Genomic DNA, 20,939 nt, shown 5'->3' on the forward strand with positions numbered 1-20,939 from the left:
TTCCAATAGGCCAGGGACTGCTCCCTGTATCAATAAAAGAGGTGTGACCGTGCCTACTGACAGCCAACCTCGGTTCCGCAGGTTCGGGCACATGCCCTGGCCTGTGGTTTCGGTCATTCCGACCGAATCAGTCGACGCGGCGCAATGCGCCCGTCTTCGCTCACCTCACCGATACCGATGAAGCGGGCATTGTGATCCTGTACCCGGACCATGCCGAATTGCGGCGCGTCCGGAGCGCGTACTGCCTGGCCGTGCAGCCAGTAGAACGCGCTGTGCTCGGACAAGCACACCAATGGCCAGTCCAGCAGGCCGCTGTCCGATGGCATCAGGAAGCGGTCGAGCGCTTCGTTACCGCCTTCGGCGTGGGCCTGTTCGAGCTGCTCGAGGGTTACCGTCTGGGCCAGGGCAAACGGCCCGGCCTGGGTCCTGCGCAGTTCGGCGACATAGGCACCGCAACCCAGGGCCTCACCGATATCCTCCACCAGAGTGCGGATATAAGTGCCCTTGCTGCAACCTACGCTCAGCCGTGCACGGGTGCCTTCGCACTCGAGCAACTCAAGCCGGCCAATAGTAACAGAACGCGCCTCGCGCTCCACTACCTCTCCTGCACGCGCCAGCTTGTAAAGGGGTTGCCCGTCACGCTTGAGCGCCGAGTACATCGGCGGTATCTGGCTGATCGGCCCGCGAAAACGCGGCAGCACGCCTTCGATATCGGCACGACCAACGGTTACCTCGCGGGTCTGCAGTACCTCACCTTCGGCGTCGCCGGTGTTGGTAGTCTGGCCCATCTGCATGACGGTTTCGTAGCCCTTGTCGGAATCGAGCAAGTACTGCGAAAACTTGGTGGCTTCGCCAAAGCACAGCGGCAGCACACCGGTTGCCAGGGGATCAAGGCTGCCGGTGTGGCCGGCCTTCTCGGCATTGAGCAACCAACGCACCTTTTGCAAGGCGGCGTTGGACGTAAAGCCCAAAGGCTTGTCCAGCAGAATGATGCCGCTGACATTGCGGCGGATACGTTTGACCTGGGCCACCGCTTACTCCTTGGTGTCCGGCTCGTCGGCATCCTTGTGCAGGCGGTCTTCGGCCACTGCACGTTCGATCAGCGCCGACAGGTGAACACCACGGCTGACGCTTTCATCGAAATGGAAATGCAGCTGCGGCACGCTGCGCAGTTGCATGGAGCGGCCCAGGTGCAGGCGCAGGAAGCTGGCTGCGCTGTTCAGCGCCTTCAGCGACTGCTGCACGGCGTCGGGGGTTTCCTCGCCCATCACGGTGATGAACACCTTGGCATGGCCCAGGTCGCGACTGACGTCAACAGCAGTGATGGTGACCAGACCGACGCGCGGGTCCTTGACTTCACGGCGGATCAGCTCGGCCAGCTCGCGCTGCATCTGATCGCCAATGCGTTGGGTACGGCTATATTCTTTGGCCATTCTTGTTACCTGTAACTTAAAGCGGCAAACGCCCGGTCAGACCAATGCCTGACCGGGCGCTACCTGAAGAGGTGCTGCAAGCCGCCCCGTAGAAGGGCTGCCCGCAACGTGCCCGCCCTTAAAGGGTACGAGCCACCTGGACTTTCTCGAAGACTTCGATCTTGTCGCCGACCTTAACGTCGTTGTAGCTCTTCACGCCAATACCGCACTCCATGCCGTTACGCACTTCGGCAGCATCGTCCTTGAAGCGACGCAGCGATTCCAGCTCGCCTTCGAAGATCACAACGTCCTCGCGCAGTACGCGGATAGGGCGGTTGCGGTACACGGTACCCTCGATGACCATACAGCCAGCGATGGCGCCGAACTTCGGCGAGCGGAACACGTCACGCACTTCGGCAACGCCCAGGATGTTCTCGCGAACATCGCTGCCGAGCATGCCGGTCAGGGCTTTCTTGACGTCTTCGATGATGTCGTAGATCACGTTGTAGTAACGCATATCCAGACCTTCCTGCTCGACAATCTTGCGCGCACCGGCATCGGCACGCACGTTGAAGCCGAACAGTACTGCATTCGAAGCCAGCGCCAGGTTGGCGTCGCTTTCGGTGATACCACCTACACCACCACCGATCACGCGAACCTGCACTTCGTCGTTGCCCAGGCCGCCAAGCGAGCCGTTCAACGCTTCGAGCGAACCACGCACATCGGTCTTGAGCACGATGTTGAGGGTTTTCTTCTCTTCTTGACCCATGGTCTCGAAGATGTTTTCCAGCTTGCCAGCGTGAGCGCGGGCCAGCTTGACCTCGCGGTACTTGCCTTGACGGAACATGGCAACTTCGCGGGCTTTCTTCTCGTCAGCCACCACCGACAGCTCGTCACCGGCTTCCGGGGTACCGTCCAGGCCGAGGATTTCGACCGGGATCGACGGGCCGGCTTCCTTAACAGGCTTGCCGTTCTCGTCGAGCATGGCACGCACGCGGCCATAGTTGGAGCCGCACAGCACCATATCGCCCTGGCGCAGGGTACCGTCCTGAACCAGGATGGTGGCCACTGGGCCGCGGCCCTTGTCCAGGCGCGATTCGACGACTACACCACGACCTGGCGCGGTCGGGGTTGCGGTCAGTTCGAGGATCTCGGCCTGCAGCAGGACGGCTTCGAGCAGTTCATCGACACCGGTACCCATCTTCGCCGAAACCTTGACGAACGGAGTGTCACCACCCCAGTCCTCGGAGGTCACGCCTTCGACGGCCAGTTCGTTACGGATGCGATCGAGGTCAGCACCTGGCTTGTCGATCTTGTTCACCGCAACCACCAGCGGTACGCCAGCAGCCTTGGCGTGCTGAACGGCTTCGCGGGTCTGAGGCATCACGCCGTCGTCCGCCGCCACCACCAGGATGACGATGTCGGTGGCCTTGGCACCACGGGCACGCATCTGGGTGAACGCTGCGTGGCCCGGGGTATCGAGGAAGGTGACCATGCCGCGGTCGGTTTCCACATGGTAGGCACCGATGTGCTGGGTGATACCACCGGCTTCGCCAGCGGCAACCTTGGCACGACGGATGTAGTCGAGCAGCGAGGTCTTGCCATGGTCGACGTGACCCATGACGGTAACCACCGGCGCACGCGACTCGGACTGGCCTTCGAACTTCAGCGATTCGGCCAGGGAGTCTTCCAGGGCGGTATCGCTGACCAGGGTGACCTTGTGGCCCAGCTCTTCAGCGATCAGCTGTGCGGTTTCCTGGTCGAGCACCTGGTTGATGGTAACCGGGGTACCCATCTTGAACATGAACTTGACCACTTCAGCGCCCTTGACGGACATCTGGTTGGCCAGCTCGGAGACGGTGATGGTCTCGCCGATGGTCACGTCACGGATGACGGGGCCAGTCGGGTTCTGGAAGCCGTGCTGGTTACGCTTCTTCAGCTTGCCTTTGCCACCACGGCCACGACGAGCGCCATCGCTCTCTTCGTCGGTGGTGCGCGGCGCTGCACGCGGCGTAGGCGCCTTTTCCTTCTCTTTTACCTTGACCTTGATCGACACACGCGGCGCCTCACCACGACGACGGTCGTCATCACGGGTACGGCTTTCGTTGCGACGGGTCTCGTCCTTCTTGCGCTCGGCAGCACGGGCTGCGGCGTCTTCGGACGCAGGGGCGTCGGCAACTGCCGGTGCAGCAGCGGCCGGTGCCGGTGCCGGTTTGGCGGCCGGTGCAGGAGTAGCGGCAGGCGCCTCAGCGGCCTGACGGCGCGCCTGCTCCTCGTTGCGCTGACGGACTTCGGCCTCGACCTTGTCACGTGCAGCGTTTTCAGCCGCACGGCGCTCTTCCAGCTCACGCTTCTGCTCAGCCTGGATTTCTTCCGGGCTGCGCTGCACGAATACTTTCTTCTTGCGTACTTCTACGCTGATGCTCTTGCTACCGGCGACACGCAGCGTGCTGGTGGTTTTGCGCTGCAAGGTAATCTTGCGCGGCTCTTCCGCCTTGCTCTTGTGGCTGCTCTTCAAATGAGTCAGCAGGGTCTGCTTCTCATTGTCGGTCACTACCTGACCGGCGTCGGTGTGCGGCAGACCTGCCTCACGCATCTGCTGCAGCAGGCGCTCTACCGGTGCCTCGACCTCTTGGGCCAGTTCTTTCACCGTGACTTGCGTCATGCACTTCTCTCCTCAGGCCGCGCCTAATTACTCGAACCAGTGGGCTCGGGCGGCCATGATCAACTTGCCGGCACGCTCTTCGTCGATGCCGTCGATGTCGAGCAGATCGTCGATCGACTGCTCGGCCAGGTCTTCGCGGTTAACCACGCCGCGCACCGCCAGTTCCGCTGCCAGGTCCTTGTCCATGCCCTCGAGGGAGAGCAGGTCTTCAGCTGGATGTGCGTCTGCCAGTTTTTCTTCGGTAGCGATGGCCTTGGTCAACAAACGGTCCTTGGCCCGAGCGCGGAGCTCATTGACGATATCTTCGTCAAAGCCATCGATGTTGAGCATTTCTTCCAACGGTACGTAGGCAATTTCTTCGAGGCTGGTGAAGCCTTCGTCGACCAGCACTTGGGCCAGCTCCTCGTCGACTTCCAGCTCGTCAATGAAATTGCGCAGGATGTCACCGGTTTCGGCCTGCTGCTTGGCCTGGATGTCCTTCTCGGTCATCACGTTCAGGGTCCAGTCGGTCAACTGACTGGCCAGGCGAACGTTTTGACCACCACGACCAATGGCTTGGGCCAGGTTGTCTTCGGCAACGGCGATGTCCATGGCATGGGCATCTTCATCAACGATGATCGCCGCGACTTCAGCCGGCGACATGGCGTTGATGACGAACTGCGCCGGGTTATCATCCCACAGGACGATATCCACACGCTCACCACCCAGCTCCCCGGATACAGCCTGGACGCGCGACCCACGCATGCCGATACAGGCGCCTTGCGGATCGATACGCTTGTCCTTGGAGCGGACGGCGATCTTGGCTCGCGAACCCGGATCACGGGAAGCAGCCATGACTTCAATGAGGCCTTCAGCGATTTCCGGCACTTCAATGCGGAAAAGCTCGATCAGCATCTGTGGCGCAGTACGCGACAGGATCAGCTGAGGGCCACGGTTTTCGGTGCGAATTTCCTTCAGCAGTGCACGCAGGCGCACACCGACACGGAAGGTTTCGCGGGCAATGATGTCTTCGCGGGCCAGCAGCGCCTCGGCGTTGTTGCCAAGGTCGACGATGACGTTATCGCGCGTCACCTTCTTCACGGTGCCGGAGATGATTTCGCCAACGCGCTCGCGATAGGCATCCACCACCTGGGCGCGCTCGGCCTCACGGACCTTCTGCACGATGACCTGCTTGGCGGTCTGGGCGGCGATACGGCCGAACTCGATGGACTCGATCTTTTCCTCGATCACGTCACCGACCTTGGCAGCCGGGTGAGTGTCCTTGATCTTGTCGAGCCAGGTTTCGATGGCCGGGTCGTCCAGGTCGGCTTCGTCGACCACGGTCCAGCGGCGGAACGTCTCGTAGCTACCGGTGTGGCGGTTGATTTCCACACGCAGATCCACTTCGTCTTCAAAACGTTTTTTGGTTGCGGTAGCCAGGGCCACCTCCAGCGCTTCGAAAATGACGCCGGGGGGTACACCTTTTTCGTTGGATACCGATTCAACAACCAGCAGTACTTCTTTGCTCATCGTACGCCTCGCCTTGCGCAAGCCATTAGGCCCGGATAATCCGTCGGGCCCGGCACGTCTCAGTCAAAACTGGGAATAATATTGGCCTTGTCGATCGAATCGATCGGCAAAAGGAACTCCTGGTTGTCCACCTGGACCACCACATCCTGCTCCTCCACACCACGGAGAAGGCCCTGGAAGTTACGACGACCCTCGAAGGGTGAGCGCAGCTTGATCTTCACTTGTTCGCCGGCATGCGAGGCAAACTGTTCCAGAGTGAACAGTGGGCGATCCATGCCGGGAGAAGACACCTCGAGGGTGTACTCACTGCTGATTGGATCTTCCACATCGAGGATGGCACTGGCCTGACGGCTGACCGCTTCGCAGTCATCCACCAAAATGCCGTCTTCCTTGTCGATGTAGATGCGCAGTACCGAATGCTTGCCTTGGGAAACGTACTCGATCCCCCAGCACTGATAGCCCAGACCCTCGACAACCGGGGCCAACAAGGCCTGCAACTGTTCTAGCTTGCTCGACACCTGAACCCCCTCGTGCATGCTGTGCAAATAAAAAATGGGCGAAGCGCCCATCCCTGAAAGCGCCGTTGGACAACGACGCCTGAACTGTTCGGTTAGCAAAAAGCCCCTGAAAAGGGGCTCCGCTGAAGCTGGTTGCGGGGGCTGGATTTGAACCAACGACCTTCGGGTTATGAGCCCGACGAGCTACCAAGCTGCTCCACCCCGCGACAAAGCTGGGGCGAAAGTATAAGACCTAACCCGCTTGAGGGTCAATTCCAAACCGTCGCCTACAAGAAAGCCCGCTAAAGCGGGCTCTCAAGCTTTAATTGGTACCGAGAAGGGGACTCGAACCCCTACACCCTATGGGCACAACCACCTCAAGGTTGCGTGTCTACCAATTCCACCACCTCGGCAATACTACTTGAAACCCGTTACTTCTGCTCTTCTGCCGGAGGAGGTACATCACCCGAATTCGGAGTGGCTTCGCTCTTCTGTTGTTGGAGCACCGGTACATCATCATTGACTGCCGGTTTTGGCTGCTCTTTCACTTCTAGCACTGCCGGATCTGGAAGACCTGCTTGGCTAAGCTGGTGAGCTTGTTGCTTCGCGAAGTATCCTAACCCAAGTGCTGTCAAAAAGAAAGTGGCAGCGAGTATAGCAGTTAATTTACTTAGGAAGGTGGCAGAGCCCTGACTTCCGAAGACGGTATTGGAAGCGCCGGCACCAAACGATGCACCTGCTTCCGCCCCCTTGCCCTGTTGCAACAGTACCAGCACTACGAGCGACAGCGCTGCCAACAGATGAAAAACGACGATGACTGTTTCCAGCATTTTTTCAGTTTCCTGCGGCGCGACAAATTGCACCGAATTCGTCTGCGTTCAGGGAAGCGCCACCAATGAGGCCCCCATCGATATCCGGCATGCCGAACAGTTCGGCCGCATTGGCCGCCTTCACGCTGCCGCCGTAGAGCAACTGCACCTTCGCAGCCACTTCAGCATCTTCCGCCGCCAGCTGACCGCGGATGGCGGCGTGCACATCCTGAGCCTGCTGAGGCGTGGCCGTAAGGCCAGTACCAATGGCCCATACAGGCTCATAGGCAATTACTGCATTGGCAAAAGCGGCAACACCGAAAGCTTCGATGATACTGCTTAGTTGACGCCCGACAACTTCGAGCGTTTTGCCAGCTTCGCGCTCCTCCAGGGTTTCCCCTATGCACAGCACGGGCTTCAAACCTTTGGCCTGGGCCGCTGCAAACTTGCGGTTGAGTACTTCATCACCTTCGCCCATTACTTGGCGACGCTCTGAATGACCCACCAACACCAACTTGCAACCTGCTTCAACCAGCTGTTCCGGAGCAACTTCCCCGGTCAGCGCGCCCTGTTCGGGCAGTACTGCAGAATTCTGTGCGCCGACGATAATATGTGTACCCGCCAGGCCATCAACCACTTGGTGGATGAACAAGGCTGGCGGAAATACCGCGACTTCCACTTCGCTCGGCAGGGCGAGATTGCTCAAGCCCTCGGTCAGCTCAGCGACGCTGGCGCGGGTACCGTGCATCTTCCAGTTACCAGCTACCATAGGGCGACGCATGCTTTACCTCGTCGGTCAAAGTGGGCGCAGATCTTACCCAACCAGATCCGCGCTGGCAAGCGCCTTCAGGCACAAACTTCGCTGACCAATTTCGCCAGCGCCTCGGCATGCTGACGCACCTGCGCCTCGTCCTCGCCCTCGACCATCACCCGCACCAGCGGCTCGGTGCCGGACTTGCGCAACAGCACCCGCCCGCGCCCCGCCAGGGCCTCGGTGACCTGCGCAGCGGCCTCTTTTACTGCCGGGTGCTCCAGCGGGTCGACCTTGCCTGCACCGAAGCGCACGTTGATCAACACCTGAGGGCATTTGCGCAGCGCCTGACGCGCCTGGGCCAGGGTTTCGCCGCGGCGCTTGAGCGCCATCAGCACCTGCAGCGCGGCAATGATCGCATCGCCCGTGGTGGTGTAGTTGCAGCACACCACGTGGCCGGAATTCTCCCCCCCCACCAGCCACTCGCGCTCAAGCAGTTCGGCCATGACATAGCGGTCGCCGACCTTGGCCCGCACGAACGGAATGTCCAGGTCCTTGAGCGCCAGCTCCAGGCCCAGGTTGCTCATCAGCGTGCCTACCACCCCGCCCTGCAGCTTGCCGCGGTCCTGCAGGTCACGGGCAATGATGAACAGCAGCTCGTCGCCATCGACGATGGCACCGGTGTGGTCAACCATCAGCACGCGATCGCCGTCGCCGTCGAACGCGATACCCAGGTCAGCATGCCCCACCAGCACCGCAGCCTGCAGCGATTCGATGTGGGTCGAGCCACAGCCTTCGTTGATGTTCAGGCCATCGGGCTGGGCATGCAGCACGGTCACATCGGCACCCAGTTCGCGGAATACGCTGGGCGCCACCTTGTAGGTAGCCCCGTGGGCGCAATCCACCACCAGCTTGAGGCCGGCAAAGCTGGTGCTGCTGGGCACGCTGCTCTTGCAGAACTCGATGTAGCGCCCGGCGGCATCGTTGATGCGCGATACCTTGCCCAGCTTGCTCGACTCGACCACGGTCATGGGCTGGTCGAGCAGTTCCTCGATCATCAGCTCGACCTCATCGGGCAGCTTGGTGCCCTGGCCCGAGAAGAACTTGATGCCGTTGTCGTCATGCGGGTTGTGCGAAGCACTGATGACGATACCGGCCTCGGCGTGGAACGTGCGCGTGAGGTAGGCGATGGCAGGCGTTGGCATGGGGCCCAGCAGCATCACATCAGCGCCGGCGGCAGACAGCCCCGCCTCGAGCGCGGACTCGAACATGTAACCGGAAATGCGCGTGTCCTTGCCGACCAGTACACGGCAATTGCCCTGCTTGCGGAAGGCCATGCCAGCGGCCCAGCCAAGCTTCAGCATGAAGTCAGGGGTGATCGGGTATTCCCCGACGCGGCCACGAATGCCGTCGGTACCAAAGTATTTTCTGCTCATAGAAACTCCAGAGTTCTTATTCGGCGCCTTGCACCGCAGCGATCATGCGCACCACATCGACGGTTTCGGCCACATCATGGACCCGGAGGATGCTTGCCCCCTTGGTCATGGCCAACGCCGCCAGCGCCAGGCTGCCGTACAAGCGCTCGCCGACCGGACGCTCCAGCGTCAGGCCGATCATGCTCTTTCTCGACACACCCACCAGCAGTGGGCGGCCCAGGCGATAGAGCGCTTCCATATGTTTGAACAGGCTGAGGTTGTGCGCCAGCGTCTTGGCGAAGCCAAAGCCCGGGTCAAGGATGATTCTGCTGGCATCGATGCCAGCGGCCGCGCAGGCTGCCATGCGCTGTTCAAGGTAGCGCGCGACGTCCTCGGTCACATTGTCGTAATGGGGGTCGTCCTGCATGTTACCGGGCTCGCCGCGCATGTGCATCAGGCAAACAGGCAAGCCGGTATCGGCAGCAGCATCCAGTGCGCCATCGCGCTCCAGGGCACGCACGTCATTGATCAGCCCGGCACCAAGGCGCGCGGCTTCGCGCATCACTGCCGGGGTGGAAGTATCCACTGACACCACCACGTCCAGCCGGCTGTTGATGGCCTCGACCATGGGCGCCACCCGCTCAAGCTCCTCGGTAACCGATACCGGACGTGCACCGGGCCGGGTCGACTCCCCGCCGATGTCGATCAGCGTGGCGCCGGCCGCGACCATGGCTTCAGCATGGCGCAGGGCTTCGTCACGCTGGCTGAACCGGCCGCCGTCGGAAAAGGAGTCAGGGGTGATGTTGAGAATACCCATGACATGGGTACGCGACAAATCAAGAACCCGGTTGCCGCAAGGCAACCGGGTCGGGTACTGCACTGAGCTCATAGCTGCCCTTAGTTTTGCGCCGCCGGACCACCGATTGGCGACTCGGGGCGGTCACCCTGAGGCGCTGCCGGGGTGCCTGAAGTGGAGTCGTCATCCCAGTCACGCGGCTCGCGGGGGGTACGGCCGGCCATGATGTCATCGATCTGCTCGGCGTCGATGGTCTCGTACTTCATCAGCGCTTCGGTCATCGCATCGAGCTTGTCGCGGTTTTCGGTCAGGATCTGCTTGGCGGTGGCGTAGCAATGATCGATGATGCTGCGCACTTCGGAGTCGATCAACTTGGCCGTTTCGCCGGAGACGCTGGCCTGCTGGCTACCTGCACTGCGGCCCAGGAACACCTCGCCCTCTTCCTCTGCATACATCAGCGGGCCCAGCTTCTCGGACAGGCCCCACTTGGTGACCATGTTCCGGGCGATCTGGCTGGCGCGCATGATGTCGTTGGACGCGCCGGTGGTGACACCGTCGAAGCCCAGGGTCATCTCCTCAGCGATACGGCCACCGTACAGGGAGCAGATCTGACTGATGAGCGCGCGCTTGGAGAGGCTGTAGCGGTCCTCTTCCGGCAGGAACATGGTTACACCCAGGGCGCGACCACGGGGGATGATGGACACCTTGTAAACCGGGTCGTGCTCAGGCACCAGGCGACCGACGATGGCATGACCCGCTTCGTGGTAGGCGGTGTTCTGCTTTTCTTTCTCGGACATGACCATGGTCTTGCGCTCGGCGCCCATCATGATCTTGTCTTTGGCCAGCTCGAACTCTTTCATGTCCACCAGGCGCTTGTTGGCGCGCGCGGCGAACAGCGCAGCTTCGTTGACCAGGTTGGCAAGGTCTGCACCGGAGAACCCGGGTGTACCGCGGGCAATCACGGCCGGGTTGACGTTGTCGCCAATCGGCGCCTTGCGCATATGCACTTTGAGAATCTGTTCACGGCCACGGATATCCGGAAGGCCAACCACCACCTGGCGGTCGAAGCGGCCAGGGCGCAGCAGTGCCGGGTCCAACACATCGGGGCGGTTGGTGGCAGCAATGACGATGATGCCATCGTTCATTTCAAAGCCGTCCATCTCGACCAGCAACTGGTTGAGGGTTTGCTCACGCTCGTCGTGACCGCCGCCCATACCGGCGCCACGGTGGCGGCCGACAGCGTCGATCTCGTCGATGAAGATGATGCACGGGGCGTGCTTTTTGGCCTGCTCGAACATGTCGCGCACACGGCTGGCGCCGACACCCACGAACATCTCCACGAAGTCCGAACCGGAAATGGTGAAGAACGGTACCTTGGCTTCGCCGGCGATGGCCTTGGCCAACAGGGTTTTACCGGTACCGGGTGGGCCGACCATCAGCACGCCGCGAGGAATGCGGCCGCCAAGGCGCTGGAACTTGCCAGGGTCACGCAGGAACTCGACCAGCTCGCCGACCTCTTCCTTGGCCTCGTCGCAACCCGCGACGTCAGCCAGGGTGGTCTTGACCTGGTCTTCGGACAGCAGCCGTGCCTTGCTCTTGCCGAAGCTCATGGGGCCGCCCTTGCCGCCCGCACCGCCTTGCATCTGGCGCATGAAGAACATGAACACGGCAATGATGACCAGGATCGGGAAGCTGGCAACCAGCAATTGCGTCCAGATGCTCTGCTGCTCAGGCTGTTTGCCTTCGACAGTGACGTGGTTGTCTACCAGGTCGCCGATCAGGCCATTGTCGGTAATGGCCGGGCGCACGGTCTTGAAGCTGTCGCCGTCGGAGCGCTTGCCGGTGATGATGTAGCCGTCGACGGTCACTCGCTCGACCTTGCCATCCTTGACCTGCTGGATGAAGTCGGAATAGTTGAGGGTCTGCGGCTCGTTAGGGCTTGAGAAGTTGTTCATCACCGTCACCAGGACAGCTGCGATGATCAACCAGAGGATCAGATTCTTTGCCATGTCGTTCAATTCGCTACCCTCTGAGGCCGGCGCACGACGCAGCCGTGCCTCGCATGATATTCATCGCCCTAACTTACTACATTACCTACGCAACCGCAGGCACCGTCTGTAACCCTTTGTGAAATCCAGACTACACGAAGTTCGGACGATCCTGACGCAGTGGCCGATTGGAATTAACTATCGGCCACCCCGCTTCAAACCTTGTCATGCTCCTTTGAAACCCTTGCCCAGCAAGTACTGTTCGCGCGAGCGGTCCCGCGACGACGACGGCTTGCGCATTTGCACCTTGTCGAACTTGCTGCGCACGTCCTTGAGGTACACGTCGAAGCCCTCACCCTGGAAGATCTTGATCAGGAAGTCCCCACCGGGCTTGAGCACGCGGGTCGCCAGATCCAGGGCCAGCTCGCAGAGGAACATGGCACGTGGCATGTCCACTTCGGGCGTACCACTCATATTGGGGGCCATATCGGAAATCACAAGGTCCACGTGCGAATCGCCGACAGCCTCGAGAATGCGCTGCAAGACTTCATCGTCGGTGAAATCGCCGTGAATGAAGGTGACATCGGGGATCGAGTCCATTTCAAGGATGTCAGAGGCGATCAACCGGCCCTGGCCACCAATCAGACGACTGGTCACCTGCGACCAGCCACCCGGGGCGGCCCCCAGGTCGATTACGCTCATGCCAGGGCGGATCAGCCGGTCCTTTTCCTGGATCTCGAGCAGTTTGTAACTGGCCCGCGAACGGTAGCCATCCTTTTGCGCCTGTTTGACGAAAGGGTCGTTGAAATGTTCGCGCAGCCAGTTGGCGCTGCTTTTGGAACGTTGTACCACGGGGCACCTCGATGATATGCGTCGTGATTGACTGGGCGGACCCGGGGGCCCTCGGGTAAAATGCCTGTCAATTTTACAGAATCAGACGGAAAGGGTCAGATTATGCCGCTCAATAACGAGCAGAAGAAGCAATACAAGTCCATTGGTCATGACCTGAAGCCGGTCCTGATCGTTGCTGGCAACGGTTTGAATGAAGGCGTGGTAGCCGAACTTGAGCGCGCGCTGGTCGACCATGAGCTGATCAAGGTCGAGATTCGTTCGGAAGACCGCGAGGAACGCGCCGAAACCATCGCCGCGCTATGCAAGGCCGGCCGTGCCGAACTGGTGCAGACCATCGGCAAGAAAGCCCTGATCTACCGCAAGAACCCACAGCCGAACAAGCAGCTGTCCAACATCCACCGTTACAAGTAACGGCAAGGTTGCTTGTGGGAACAAGCGTCTTCCCAACGCGTTGGCGCTTCGCGCATCGCCGGCAAGCCGGCTCCCACAAAAGCCCGGCAGCGGGCTGCGCCTAGCGGCGCGGCCTGACCGGAACGGGCTGGGCCACCAGCACGATGCCGGAAAAACCCAATACCAGAAAACAGAACATCTGCCAGCGCTCGCCCACCGAAATGCCGTAGCGCAGGGTGTAGTACCCCACGCACGCCCCCAGGCCGAGCAACAGCATCTGGCCACGGAACTGCCGCCACCAGGCCGCCAGGCCGTCCACCCTCGCCAGCACCGCCAGCTGGGTCAACAAGCCTAGCAACGCCACCCCGATCAACCAACGGTCGATCTGGCCGGCGATGTCCTGCACCAGCAGCGGCGCCAGGCCACTGACCTTCAGCGCAGGCACCAGCCCTACATGGAACACCCACAGGCCGCCAACCCAGAACACCTGGGCCAGCTGCCAGAGGATCCCCTCCAGGGATGGCGCCCGCAGGCGCCGGTCAGATGTGCTGGACTTCGACAATCTCGTACTCGACCGTGCCGCTTGGCGTCTTGATGACGACGACGTCGCCTTCTTCCTTGCCGATGATGGCCTTGGCGATCGGGGCGCCGCTCGAGAGCTTGCCCTGTTTCACGTCAGCTTCATCTTCACCGACGATCTGGTACTTCACTCGCTCGTCGGTCTCGGTGTTGGCCAGCTCGACGGTAGTGCCGAAGATGACTTTGCCGGTGTGCGGGATGGTCTTCACGTCGATGATGACCGCGTTCTGCAGGCGGCCTTCGATATCGCGGATACGCGCTTCAACCATGCCCTGCTCTTCCCGCGCGGCATGGTATTCGGCGTTTTCCTTCAGGTCGCCCAGCTCGCGCGCTTCACCAATGGCCTGGCTCAGGCGCGGGCGCTCGGTCTTGCTCAGAAACAGATGTTCCTCTTCCAGGGCGCGTGCGCCCTGGACGGTCATCGGGTACTTGATAATGCTCATGCTTTCATTCCTGCATGCAGATCCTGCAAGCGACGAACGGTCTTTTCCGGACCGAATTTCAGCGCTTCACAGATGGCTTCACCGGCCGCAATGGTCGTGGTGCAGTAAATTTTGTGCTGCAGCGCGTTGCGACGAATCGAGTAGGAATCGGCGATCGACTGGCGGCCTTCGGTGGTGTTGATGATCAGCGACACCTCGTCGTTCTTGATCATGTCGACCACGTGCGGGCGGCCTTCGGTTACCTTGTTCACGCGGCGCACTTTAAGGCCCGCCGCTTCGATAACCTTGGCGGTACCCGCCGTTGCAACCACTTCGAAGCCCAGGGCGATCAGGTCGCGGGCAACGCCAGCCACCTGTGGCTTGTCGTCGTCACGCACGCTGATGAACGCGGTACCACCGGTCGGCAGCACTTCGCTGGCACCCATCTGGGCTTTGGCGAACGCTTCACCGAAGGTATCACCAACACCCATGACCTCACCGGTCGATTTCATCTCAGGGCCGAGGATCGGGTCAACCCCCGGGAACTTGGCGAACGGGAAGACGGCTTCCTTGACGCTGTAGAAGTTCGGGATGATTTCCTGAGTGAAGCCAAGCTCCTTCAAGGTTTTGCCGGCCATGACGCGGGCCGCGATCATGGCCAGGGAAGTGCCGATGCACTTGGACACGAACGGCACGGTACGCGAGGCGCGCGGGTTGACTTCGATCACGTAGATCTTGTCGCCCTGCAGGGCCAACTGCACGTTCATCAGGCCGACGACACCCAGCTCAAGGGCCATCTTGGCAACCTGTACGCGAACTTCGTCCTGCACTTCCTTGCTCAGCGAGTAAGGTGGCAGCGAGCACGCCGAGTCACCGGAGTGAACGCCGGCCTGTTCGATGTGCTGCATGATGGCGCCGATGACCACGTCGGTGCCGTCGCACACGGCGTCCACGTCCATCTCGATGGCGCAGTTGAGGAAGTGGTCCAGCAGTACCGGGCTGTCGTTCGACACCTGCACCGCTTCACGCAGGTAGCGCTTGAGCTCGTCCAGTTCGTAGACGATCTCCATGGCGCGACCACCCAGTACGTAGGACGGGCGCACCACCAGTGGGTAACCGATGCTGCCAGCTGCGCTGATGGCCTCTTCTTCGCTGCGCACGGTCGCGTTTGGCGGCTGCAGCAGGTTCAGGCGCTGAACCATCTGCTGGAAGCGCTCACGGTCTTCGGCGCGGTCGATGGCGTCAGGGCTGGTACCGATGATCGGTACGCCGGCCTCTTCCAGGGCGCGGGCCAGCTTCAGCGGGGTCTGGCCACCGTAGTGGACGATCACGCCTTTCGGTTTCTCGACGCGGCATACTTCCAGCACGTCTTCCAGAGTGAGCGGCTCGAAGTACAGGCGGTCCGAGGTGTCGTAGTCGGTGGAAACGGTTTCCGGGTTGCAGTTGACCATGATGGTCTCGTACCCGTCTTCGCGCAGCGCCAGTGCCGCGTGCACACAGCAGTAGTCGAACTCGATACCCTGGCCGATACGGTTAGGGCCGCCACCCAGAATCATGATCTTGTCGCGGGTCGACGGGTTGGCCTCGCACTCTTCCTCATAGGTGGAGTACAGGTAGGCGGTGTCGGTGGCGAACTCGGCGGCGCAGGTGTCGACGCGCTTGTACACCGGGAACACTTCCAGCTTGTGGCGGTGACGGCGCAGGTTCTTGTCGGTGATGCCCAGCAGCTTGGCCAGGCGCTGGTCCGAGAAGCCCTTGCGCTTGAGGCGCAGCATGTAGTCCTTGTCAATTGCCGACAGGGCCAGGGTCTTGACCTTCTCTTCTTCCTTGATCAGGTCTTCCATCTGTACCAGGAACCACAGGTCGATGCCGGTCAGTTCGAAGATCTGCTCGATGGTCATGCCCGAACGCATGGCGTCAGCGACGTACCAGATACGCTCGGCGCCCGGCACGGTCAGCTCGCGCTTGAGAATGCCGGCAGCTTCAGGGCTGGCCAGGTCCACTTTCGGGTCCAGGCCGCAGGCGCCGACTTCCAGGCCGCGCAGGGCTTTCTGCAGGGATTCCTGGAAGGTACGGCCGATGGCCATGACTTCACCCACGGACTTCATCTGGGTCGTCAGGCGAGCATCGGCTTTCGGGAATTTCTCGAAGGCGAAGCGTGGCAGCTTGGTGACCACGTAGTCGATCGACGGTTCGAAGGACGCCGGGGTGCGGCCGCCGGTGATGTCGTTCTGCAGTTCATCAAGGGTGTAGCCGATGGCCAGCTTGGCAGCGATCTTGGCGATCGGGAAGCCGGTAGCCTTGGAGGCCAGGGCCGACGAACGGGAAACCCGCGGGTTCATCTCGATGACGACCATGCGGCCGGTGTTCGGGCAGATACCAAACTGCACGTTGGAACCGCCGGTTTCCACACCGATTTCACGCAGCACCGCCAACGAGGCGTTGCGCATGATCTGGTATTCCTTGTCGGTGAGGGTCTGCGCCGGGGCTACGGTAATCGAGTCACCGGTGTGCACGCCCATCGGGTCGAAGTTCTCGATCGAGCAGACGATGATGCAGTTGTCCTTCTTGTCGCGGACCACCTCCATCTCGTATTCCTTCCAGCCGATCAGCGATTCGTCGATCAGCAGTTCCTTGGTTGGCGACAGGTCCAGACCACGGGTGCAGATTTCTTCGAACTCTTCACGGTTGTAGGCAATGCCGCCACCGGTGCCGCCCATGGTGAACGAGGGGCGAATGATGCAAGGGAAGCCCAGCTTCTCCAGCACCGCATTGGCCTCTTCCATGCTGTGGGCGATGCCCGAGCGCGGGCACTCCAGGCCGATGTCTTTCATGGCCTTGTCGAAGCGCGAGCGGTCTTCGGCCTTGTCGATGGTGTCAGCGTTGGCACCGATCATCTCCACGCCGAACTTTTCCAGCACGCCGTGGCGCTCCAGGTCCAGGGCGCAGTTCAGTGCGGTCTGGCCACCCATGGTCGGCAATACCGCGTCCGGGCGTTCCTTCTCGATGATCTTGGCCACCGACTGCCACTTGATCGGCTCGATGTAGGTGGCGTCGGCCATGGCCGGGTCGGTCATGATGGTGGCGGGGTTGGAGTTCACCAGGATGACGCGGAAACCCTCTTCGCGCAGGGCTTTACACGCCTGGGCGCCGGAGTAGTCGAATTCGCAGGCCTGGCCGATCACGATCGGGCCAGCGCCGAGAATCAGGATGCTTTTGATGTCTGTACGTTTTGGCATGGTGGTCACTCAAATCCGGGGTCAGTCGGCAAGCCGCTTTGAACAATCTGGGTCAGGCGCTGCCGGGCGCAGCAGAGCGGGCCCGGGGCCTTGAAGCAGGATGCTCAGCGGCGCTTGGCCATGGCATCGGTGAAACGATCGAACAGTGGCGCGACATCGGTCGGGCCCGGGCTTGCCTCAGGGTGGCCCTGGAAGCTGAACGCGCTCTTGTCGGTGCGCTCGATGCCCTGCAGGGTACCGTCGAACAGCGACTTGTGGATGGCGCGCACATTGCCGGGCAAGGTCGCTTCGTCAACGGCAAAGCCATGGTTCTGGCTGGTGATCATGACCACGCCGGTGTCCAGGTCCTGGACCGGGTGGTTGGCACCGTGGTGGCCATGGCCCATCTTCACGGTCTTGGCGCCGGAGGCCAGGGCCAGCAGCTGGTGGCCCAGGCAGATGCCGAAGACCGGGATGTCGGTTTCAAGGATTTCCTTGATGGCCTGGATGGCGTAGTCGCAAGGCTCGGGGTCGCCAGGGCCGTTGGACAGGAACACGCCATCAGGGTTGAGCGCCAGCACTTCGCTGGCCGGGGTCTGGGCCGGCACCACGGTGACGCGGCAGCCGCGGGCAACCAGCATGCGCAGGATGTTCAGCTTGACGCCGTAGTCGAAGGCCACCACGTGGTACGGCAGGTCGGCAGCGTCAAGGGTGGGGTGGCTGTCGGTTTTCAGTTCCCACACGCTGGACCGCCACTCGTAGCGTTCCTTGGTAGAAACGACCTTCGCCAGGTCCATGCCCTTGAGGCCTGGGAAACCACGCGCGGCGGCGATGGCGGCTTCTTCGCTGATATCGTCACCGGCCAGGATGCAGCCGTTCTGGGCGCCCTTCTCACGCAGGATACGGGTAAGGCGACGGGTGTCGATGCCGGCGATGGCTACCACATTGTTGGCCTTGAGGTACTCCGGCAGCGACTGGGTGTTACGCCAGTTGCTGGCCAGCAGCGGCAGGTCACGGATGACCAGGCCGGCGGACCATACACGGTTCGACTCGGCGTCTTCCGGGGTGGTACCGGTGTTGCCGATGTGCGGGTAGGTCAGGGTGACGATTTGCTGCGCATAGGAAGGGTCTGTAAGGATTTCCTGGTAGCCGGTCATAGCGGTGTTGAAAACCACTTCACCAACGGTCTGACCGTCGGCACCGATTGCCTCACCGCGAAAAATACTGCCGTCGGCAAGGGCGAGTATGGCTGGCTTTGTCAAGAAGACCTCCCGTAAATCAAGCATGAAGGGGCGATCGCAGGTTGCAAAAAAGCGGAGTGACGTATGGACACGTCACCCCGCTTTCATGTGCTGAATTCAATTCGCTGCGCGCTTTTAGTGGACACACTAAAGCTGTAGCTTACAGAAAAGTGCGTTTTCGGTCTACCGCAGATGTGCCTCTAAAACACAAGAATGCGACAGGCCAGTAGCCGCAATGTGGGAGCGGGCTCACCACAAGGTGAACCCGACACCGCCTGCAACTCAATGCAGCTCAAGCACATCCTGCATGTCATACAGCCCGGCTTCACGCCCATCGAGCCAAAGGGCCGCACGCACGGCCCCCTTGGCAAAGGTCATGCGGCTTGAAGCCTTGTGGGTGATTTCAAGGCGCTCACCCTCGGCAGCGAACAGCACGGTGTGGTCACCCACCACATCACCGGCACGCACGGTGGCAAAACCGATGGTCTTGCGGTCGCGGGCGCCCGTCTGGCCCTCACGGCCGTACACCGCCACTTCCTGCAGATCACGGCCCAGCGCACTGGCAACCACTTCGCCCATGCGCAGCGCAGTGCCCGACGGCGCATCCACCTTGTGCCGGTGGTGCGCCTCGATGATCTCGATGTCCACGTCGTCACCCAGCACGCGCGCGGCGATGTCCAGCAGCTTGAGGCTGAGGTTTACGCCGACGCTGAAGTTGGCCGCGAAGACGATGGGGATGTCCTTGCCCGCCTCGGCCAGCAGGTGCTTTTCTTCCACCGTGAAGCCGGTGGTACCAATCACCATCGCCTTGCCGTGCTTGCGGCAGAACGCGAGGTTTTTCAGGGTCACCGAAGGGTGAGTGAAGTCGATCAGCACATCGAAGTCGTCGGCAACCTTGGCCAGGTCGTCAGACAGCAGCACGCCAATGCGGCCCAGGGCCGCCAGCTCGCCTGCATCGGCCCCGACCAGGGAGCTGTCAGGGCGGTCGATGGCTGCCGTCAGCCCGGCACCTGCGGTTTGCTGCACCGCTTCGACCAGGGTCTTGCCCATACGCCCTGCCGCGCCCATCACTGCAATACGTCGCATAGCCTTTTCCTTGTCAGAGATCGCCGAAGAAGCGCTTCACGCCATCGAACCAACCGCTGGCCTTGGGCGAATGGGAGCTGTCACCTTCCAGCGAGTCACGCAATTCTTCGAGCAGTTCGCGCTGACGGCGGCTGAGGTTGACCGGCGTTTCCACCGCCACACGGCACAGCAGGTCACCGGCACCACCCCCGCGCACGGGCGCCACGCCCTTGCCGCGCAGGCGGAACTGCTTGCCGGTCTGGGTGCCCTCGGGAATGCGCAACTTGACCCGGCCATCGAGCGTTGGCACTTCCAGCTCACCACCCAGGGAGGCATCGGTGAAGCTGATAGGCACTTCGCAGTACAGGTGCTTGCCGTCGCGCTGGAAGATTTCGTGCTCGCGCACGTTGATGACCACGTACAGGTCACCGGTTGGCCCGCCGTGGCTACCGGCCTCGCCTTCACCCGACAGGCGAATGCGGTCACCGGTATCGACACCCGCCGGCACCTTGACCGACAGCGTCTTGTATTCTTCGACCCGGCCTTCGCCATGGCAGGCGTTGCACGGGTCGGTGATGATCTTGCCCTGGCCGTGGCAGCGCGGGCACGTCTGCTGCACCGAGAAGAACCCCTGCTGCATGCGCACCTGGCCAATACCGCCACAGGTCGGGCAGGTGGACGGCGTAGAGCCCTTCTTGGCACCCGTGCCATCGCACGGCTGGCAGTTGACCAGGGTGGGTACACGGATGCTCACCGTGGTGCCACGCACGGCTTCTTCCAAGTTCAGCTCGAGGGTATAGCGCAGGTCGCTGCCGCGCTGGGCACCACCGCGGCCGCCGCCGCGGCCACCGCCGAAGAAGTCGCTGAACACGTCACCGAAGATATCGGAGAAGTTGGCGCCGCCGAACCCTGCACCGCCGCCACCCATGCTTGGGTCAACACCGGCGTGGCCATACTGGTCGAACGCCGCACGCTTGCTGGCATCGGACAGTACTTCGTAGGCCTCGTTGGCTTCCTTGAATTTGTCTTCCGATTCCTTGTCACCGGGGTTGCGGTCCGGGTGGTACTTCATCGCCAGACGGCGGTAAGCCTTCTTGAGGTCGCCATCGGTGGCGCCGCGCTCGACACCCAGCACCTCATAATAATCACGCTTGGACATAGGTCATTTGCACCTTGTTGGGCGTTCGGCATCTGCGCCGCGCCGTCAGCACCTGCACGGCCCCAAGGGCTGACAGATGCTGTAAAAATTCTCGAATTCCAGATACGCCAACGCGGGAGCAAGCCCCCGCGCGGCGACATCCTACCAGCTCACCACCAAGCGGCGGTGGGC

18 protein-coding genes and 2 tRNA genes are annotated in these 20,939 nt (G+C 61.5%); 1 reads left to right on the forward strand and 19 read right to left on the reverse strand.

What is annotated here, in order from left to right; translation table 11 throughout:
- Positions 1 to 113: 113 nt before the first annotated feature.
- The 13 genes from truB to rlmE all read right to left on the reverse strand — a co-directional run bounded on the left by truB (position 114) and on the right by rlmE (position 12,694).
- On the reverse strand, positions 114 to 1,031 hold the full coding sequence (gene truB / locus PPA02S_RS11690; protein ID WP_028632619.1) for a tRNA pseudouridine(55) synthase TruB: 918 nt from the start codon (positions 1,029 to 1,031) through the stop codon (positions 114 to 116).
- A 3-nt stretch (positions 1,032 to 1,034) separates the two neighbouring features.
- Positions 1,035 to 1,433 carry a 30S ribosome-binding factor RbfA gene (gene rbfA / locus PPA02S_RS11695; protein ID WP_028632620.1) on the reverse strand — a complete coding sequence of 133 codons (399 nt, stop codon included), beginning with the start codon at positions 1,431 to 1,433 and terminating at the stop codon, positions 1,035 to 1,037.
- 118 nt (positions 1,434 to 1,551) lie between these two features.
- The gene (gene infB, locus PPA02S_RS11700) at positions 1,552 to 4,077 is read right to left on the reverse strand and encodes a translation initiation factor IF-2 (protein ID WP_028632621.1); all 2,526 of its coding nucleotides are present in this window, start codon (positions 4,075 to 4,077) and stop codon (positions 1,552 to 1,554) included.
- 27 nt (positions 4,078 to 4,104) lie between these two features.
- The gene (gene nusA, locus PPA02S_RS11705; protein ID WP_028632622.1) at positions 4,105 to 5,586 is read right to left on the reverse strand and encodes a transcription termination factor NusA; all 1,482 of its coding nucleotides are present in this window, start codon (positions 5,584 to 5,586) and stop codon (positions 4,105 to 4,107) included.
- A gap of 59 nt (positions 5,587 to 5,645) precedes the next feature.
- Positions 5,646 to 6,104: a ribosome maturation factor RimP gene (gene rimP, locus PPA02S_RS11710; RefSeq protein ID WP_033694237.1), complete on the reverse strand. Its 459-nt coding sequence runs from the start codon at positions 6,102 to 6,104 to the stop codon at positions 5,646 to 5,648.
- A 129-nt stretch (positions 6,105 to 6,233) separates the two neighbouring features.
- A tRNA-Met gene (locus tag PPA02S_RS11715) sits at positions 6,234 to 6,310 on the reverse strand.
- Between the two features lie 100 nt (positions 6,311 to 6,410).
- Positions 6,411 to 6,496 (reverse strand) — tRNA-Leu (locus PPA02S_RS11720).
- A gap of 18 nt (positions 6,497 to 6,514) precedes the next feature.
- A complete protein-coding gene (gene secG, locus PPA02S_RS11725) occupies positions 6,515 to 6,913 on the reverse strand; it encodes a preprotein translocase subunit SecG (protein WP_028632623.1) in 399 nt (132 codons plus the stop codon).
- A gap of 4 nt (positions 6,914 to 6,917) precedes the next feature.
- Positions 6,918 to 7,673 carry a triose-phosphate isomerase gene (tpiA, locus tag PPA02S_RS11730; RefSeq protein WP_028632624.1) on the reverse strand — a complete coding sequence of 252 codons (756 nt, stop codon included), beginning with the start codon at positions 7,671 to 7,673 and terminating at the stop codon, positions 6,918 to 6,920.
- 65 nt (positions 7,674 to 7,738) lie between these two features.
- Complete coding sequence (gene glmM / locus PPA02S_RS11735) at positions 7,739 to 9,079, reverse strand: phosphoglucosamine mutase (RefSeq protein ID WP_028632625.1); 1,341 nt, start codon at positions 9,077 to 9,079, stop codon at positions 7,739 to 7,741.
- A gap of 16 nt (positions 9,080 to 9,095) precedes the next feature.
- Positions 9,096 to 9,947 carry a dihydropteroate synthase gene (gene folP, locus PPA02S_RS11740; protein WP_028632626.1) on the reverse strand — a complete coding sequence of 284 codons (852 nt, stop codon included), beginning with the start codon at positions 9,945 to 9,947 and terminating at the stop codon, positions 9,096 to 9,098.
- Between the two features lie 8 nt (positions 9,948 to 9,955).
- Positions 9,956 to 11,863, reverse strand: coding sequence for an ATP-dependent zinc metalloprotease FtsH (ftsH, locus tag PPA02S_RS11745; RefSeq protein ID WP_028632627.1), 1,908 nt, complete (start codon positions 11,861 to 11,863; stop codon positions 9,956 to 9,958).
- Positions 11,864 to 12,067: 204 nt separating this feature from the next.
- Complete coding sequence (gene rlmE, locus PPA02S_RS11750) at positions 12,068 to 12,694, reverse strand: 23S rRNA (uridine(2552)-2'-O)-methyltransferase RlmE (RefSeq protein WP_028632628.1); 627 nt, start codon at positions 12,692 to 12,694, stop codon at positions 12,068 to 12,070.
- Between the two features lie 102 nt (positions 12,695 to 12,796).
- On the opposite strand from rlmE, the gene yhbY reads away from it, so the two are divergent.
- Complete coding sequence (gene yhbY / locus PPA02S_RS11755) at positions 12,797 to 13,105, forward strand: ribosome assembly RNA-binding protein YhbY (RefSeq protein ID WP_028632629.1); 309 nt, start codon at positions 12,797 to 12,799, stop codon at positions 13,103 to 13,105.
- 100 nt (positions 13,106 to 13,205) lie between these two features.
- On the opposite strand, the gene PPA02S_RS11760 is transcribed toward yhbY, so the two are convergent.
- The 6 genes from PPA02S_RS11760 to dnaJ all read right to left on the reverse strand — a co-directional run bounded on the left by PPA02S_RS11760 (position 13,206) and on the right by dnaJ (position 20,768).
- Positions 13,206 to 13,646 carry an MFS transporter gene (locus PPA02S_RS11760; protein ID WP_080667825.1) on the reverse strand — a complete coding sequence of 147 codons (441 nt, stop codon included), beginning with the start codon at positions 13,644 to 13,646 and terminating at the stop codon, positions 13,206 to 13,208.
- Positions 13,624 to 14,106 carry a transcription elongation factor GreA gene (greA, locus tag PPA02S_RS11765; protein ID WP_174435883.1) on the reverse strand — a complete coding sequence of 161 codons (483 nt, stop codon included), beginning with the start codon at positions 14,104 to 14,106 and terminating at the stop codon, positions 13,624 to 13,626. Before greA ends, PPA02S_RS11760 begins: the two co-directional genes overlap by 23 nt.
- Positions 14,103 to 17,324 carry a carbamoyl-phosphate synthase large subunit gene (gene carB, locus PPA02S_RS11770; protein WP_028632632.1) on the reverse strand — a complete coding sequence of 1,074 codons (3,222 nt, stop codon included), beginning with the start codon at positions 17,322 to 17,324 and terminating at the stop codon, positions 14,103 to 14,105. Before carB ends, greA begins: the two co-directional genes overlap by 4 nt.
- Before the next feature lie 104 nt (positions 17,325 to 17,428).
- Positions 17,429 to 18,565 carry a glutamine-hydrolyzing carbamoyl-phosphate synthase small subunit gene (gene carA, locus PPA02S_RS11775; protein ID WP_028632633.1) on the reverse strand — a complete coding sequence of 379 codons (1,137 nt, stop codon included), beginning with the start codon at positions 18,563 to 18,565 and terminating at the stop codon, positions 17,429 to 17,431.
- A gap of 261 nt (positions 18,566 to 18,826) precedes the next feature.
- The gene (dapB, locus tag PPA02S_RS11780) at positions 18,827 to 19,630 is read right to left on the reverse strand and encodes a 4-hydroxy-tetrahydrodipicolinate reductase (RefSeq protein ID WP_028632634.1); all 804 of its coding nucleotides are present in this window, start codon (positions 19,628 to 19,630) and stop codon (positions 18,827 to 18,829) included.
- A 13-nt stretch (positions 19,631 to 19,643) separates the two neighbouring features.
- A complete protein-coding gene (gene dnaJ, locus PPA02S_RS11785; protein WP_028632635.1) occupies positions 19,644 to 20,768 on the reverse strand; it encodes a molecular chaperone DnaJ in 1,125 nt (374 codons plus the stop codon).
- Positions 20,769 to 20,939 lie beyond the last annotated feature (171 nt).

It is taken from the genome of Pseudomonas parafulva NBRC 16636 = DSM 17004 (genome assembly GCF_000730645.1).
Taxonomy (GTDB): Bacteria; Pseudomonadota; Gammaproteobacteria; order Pseudomonadales; family Pseudomonadaceae; genus Aquipseudomonas; species Aquipseudomonas parafulva.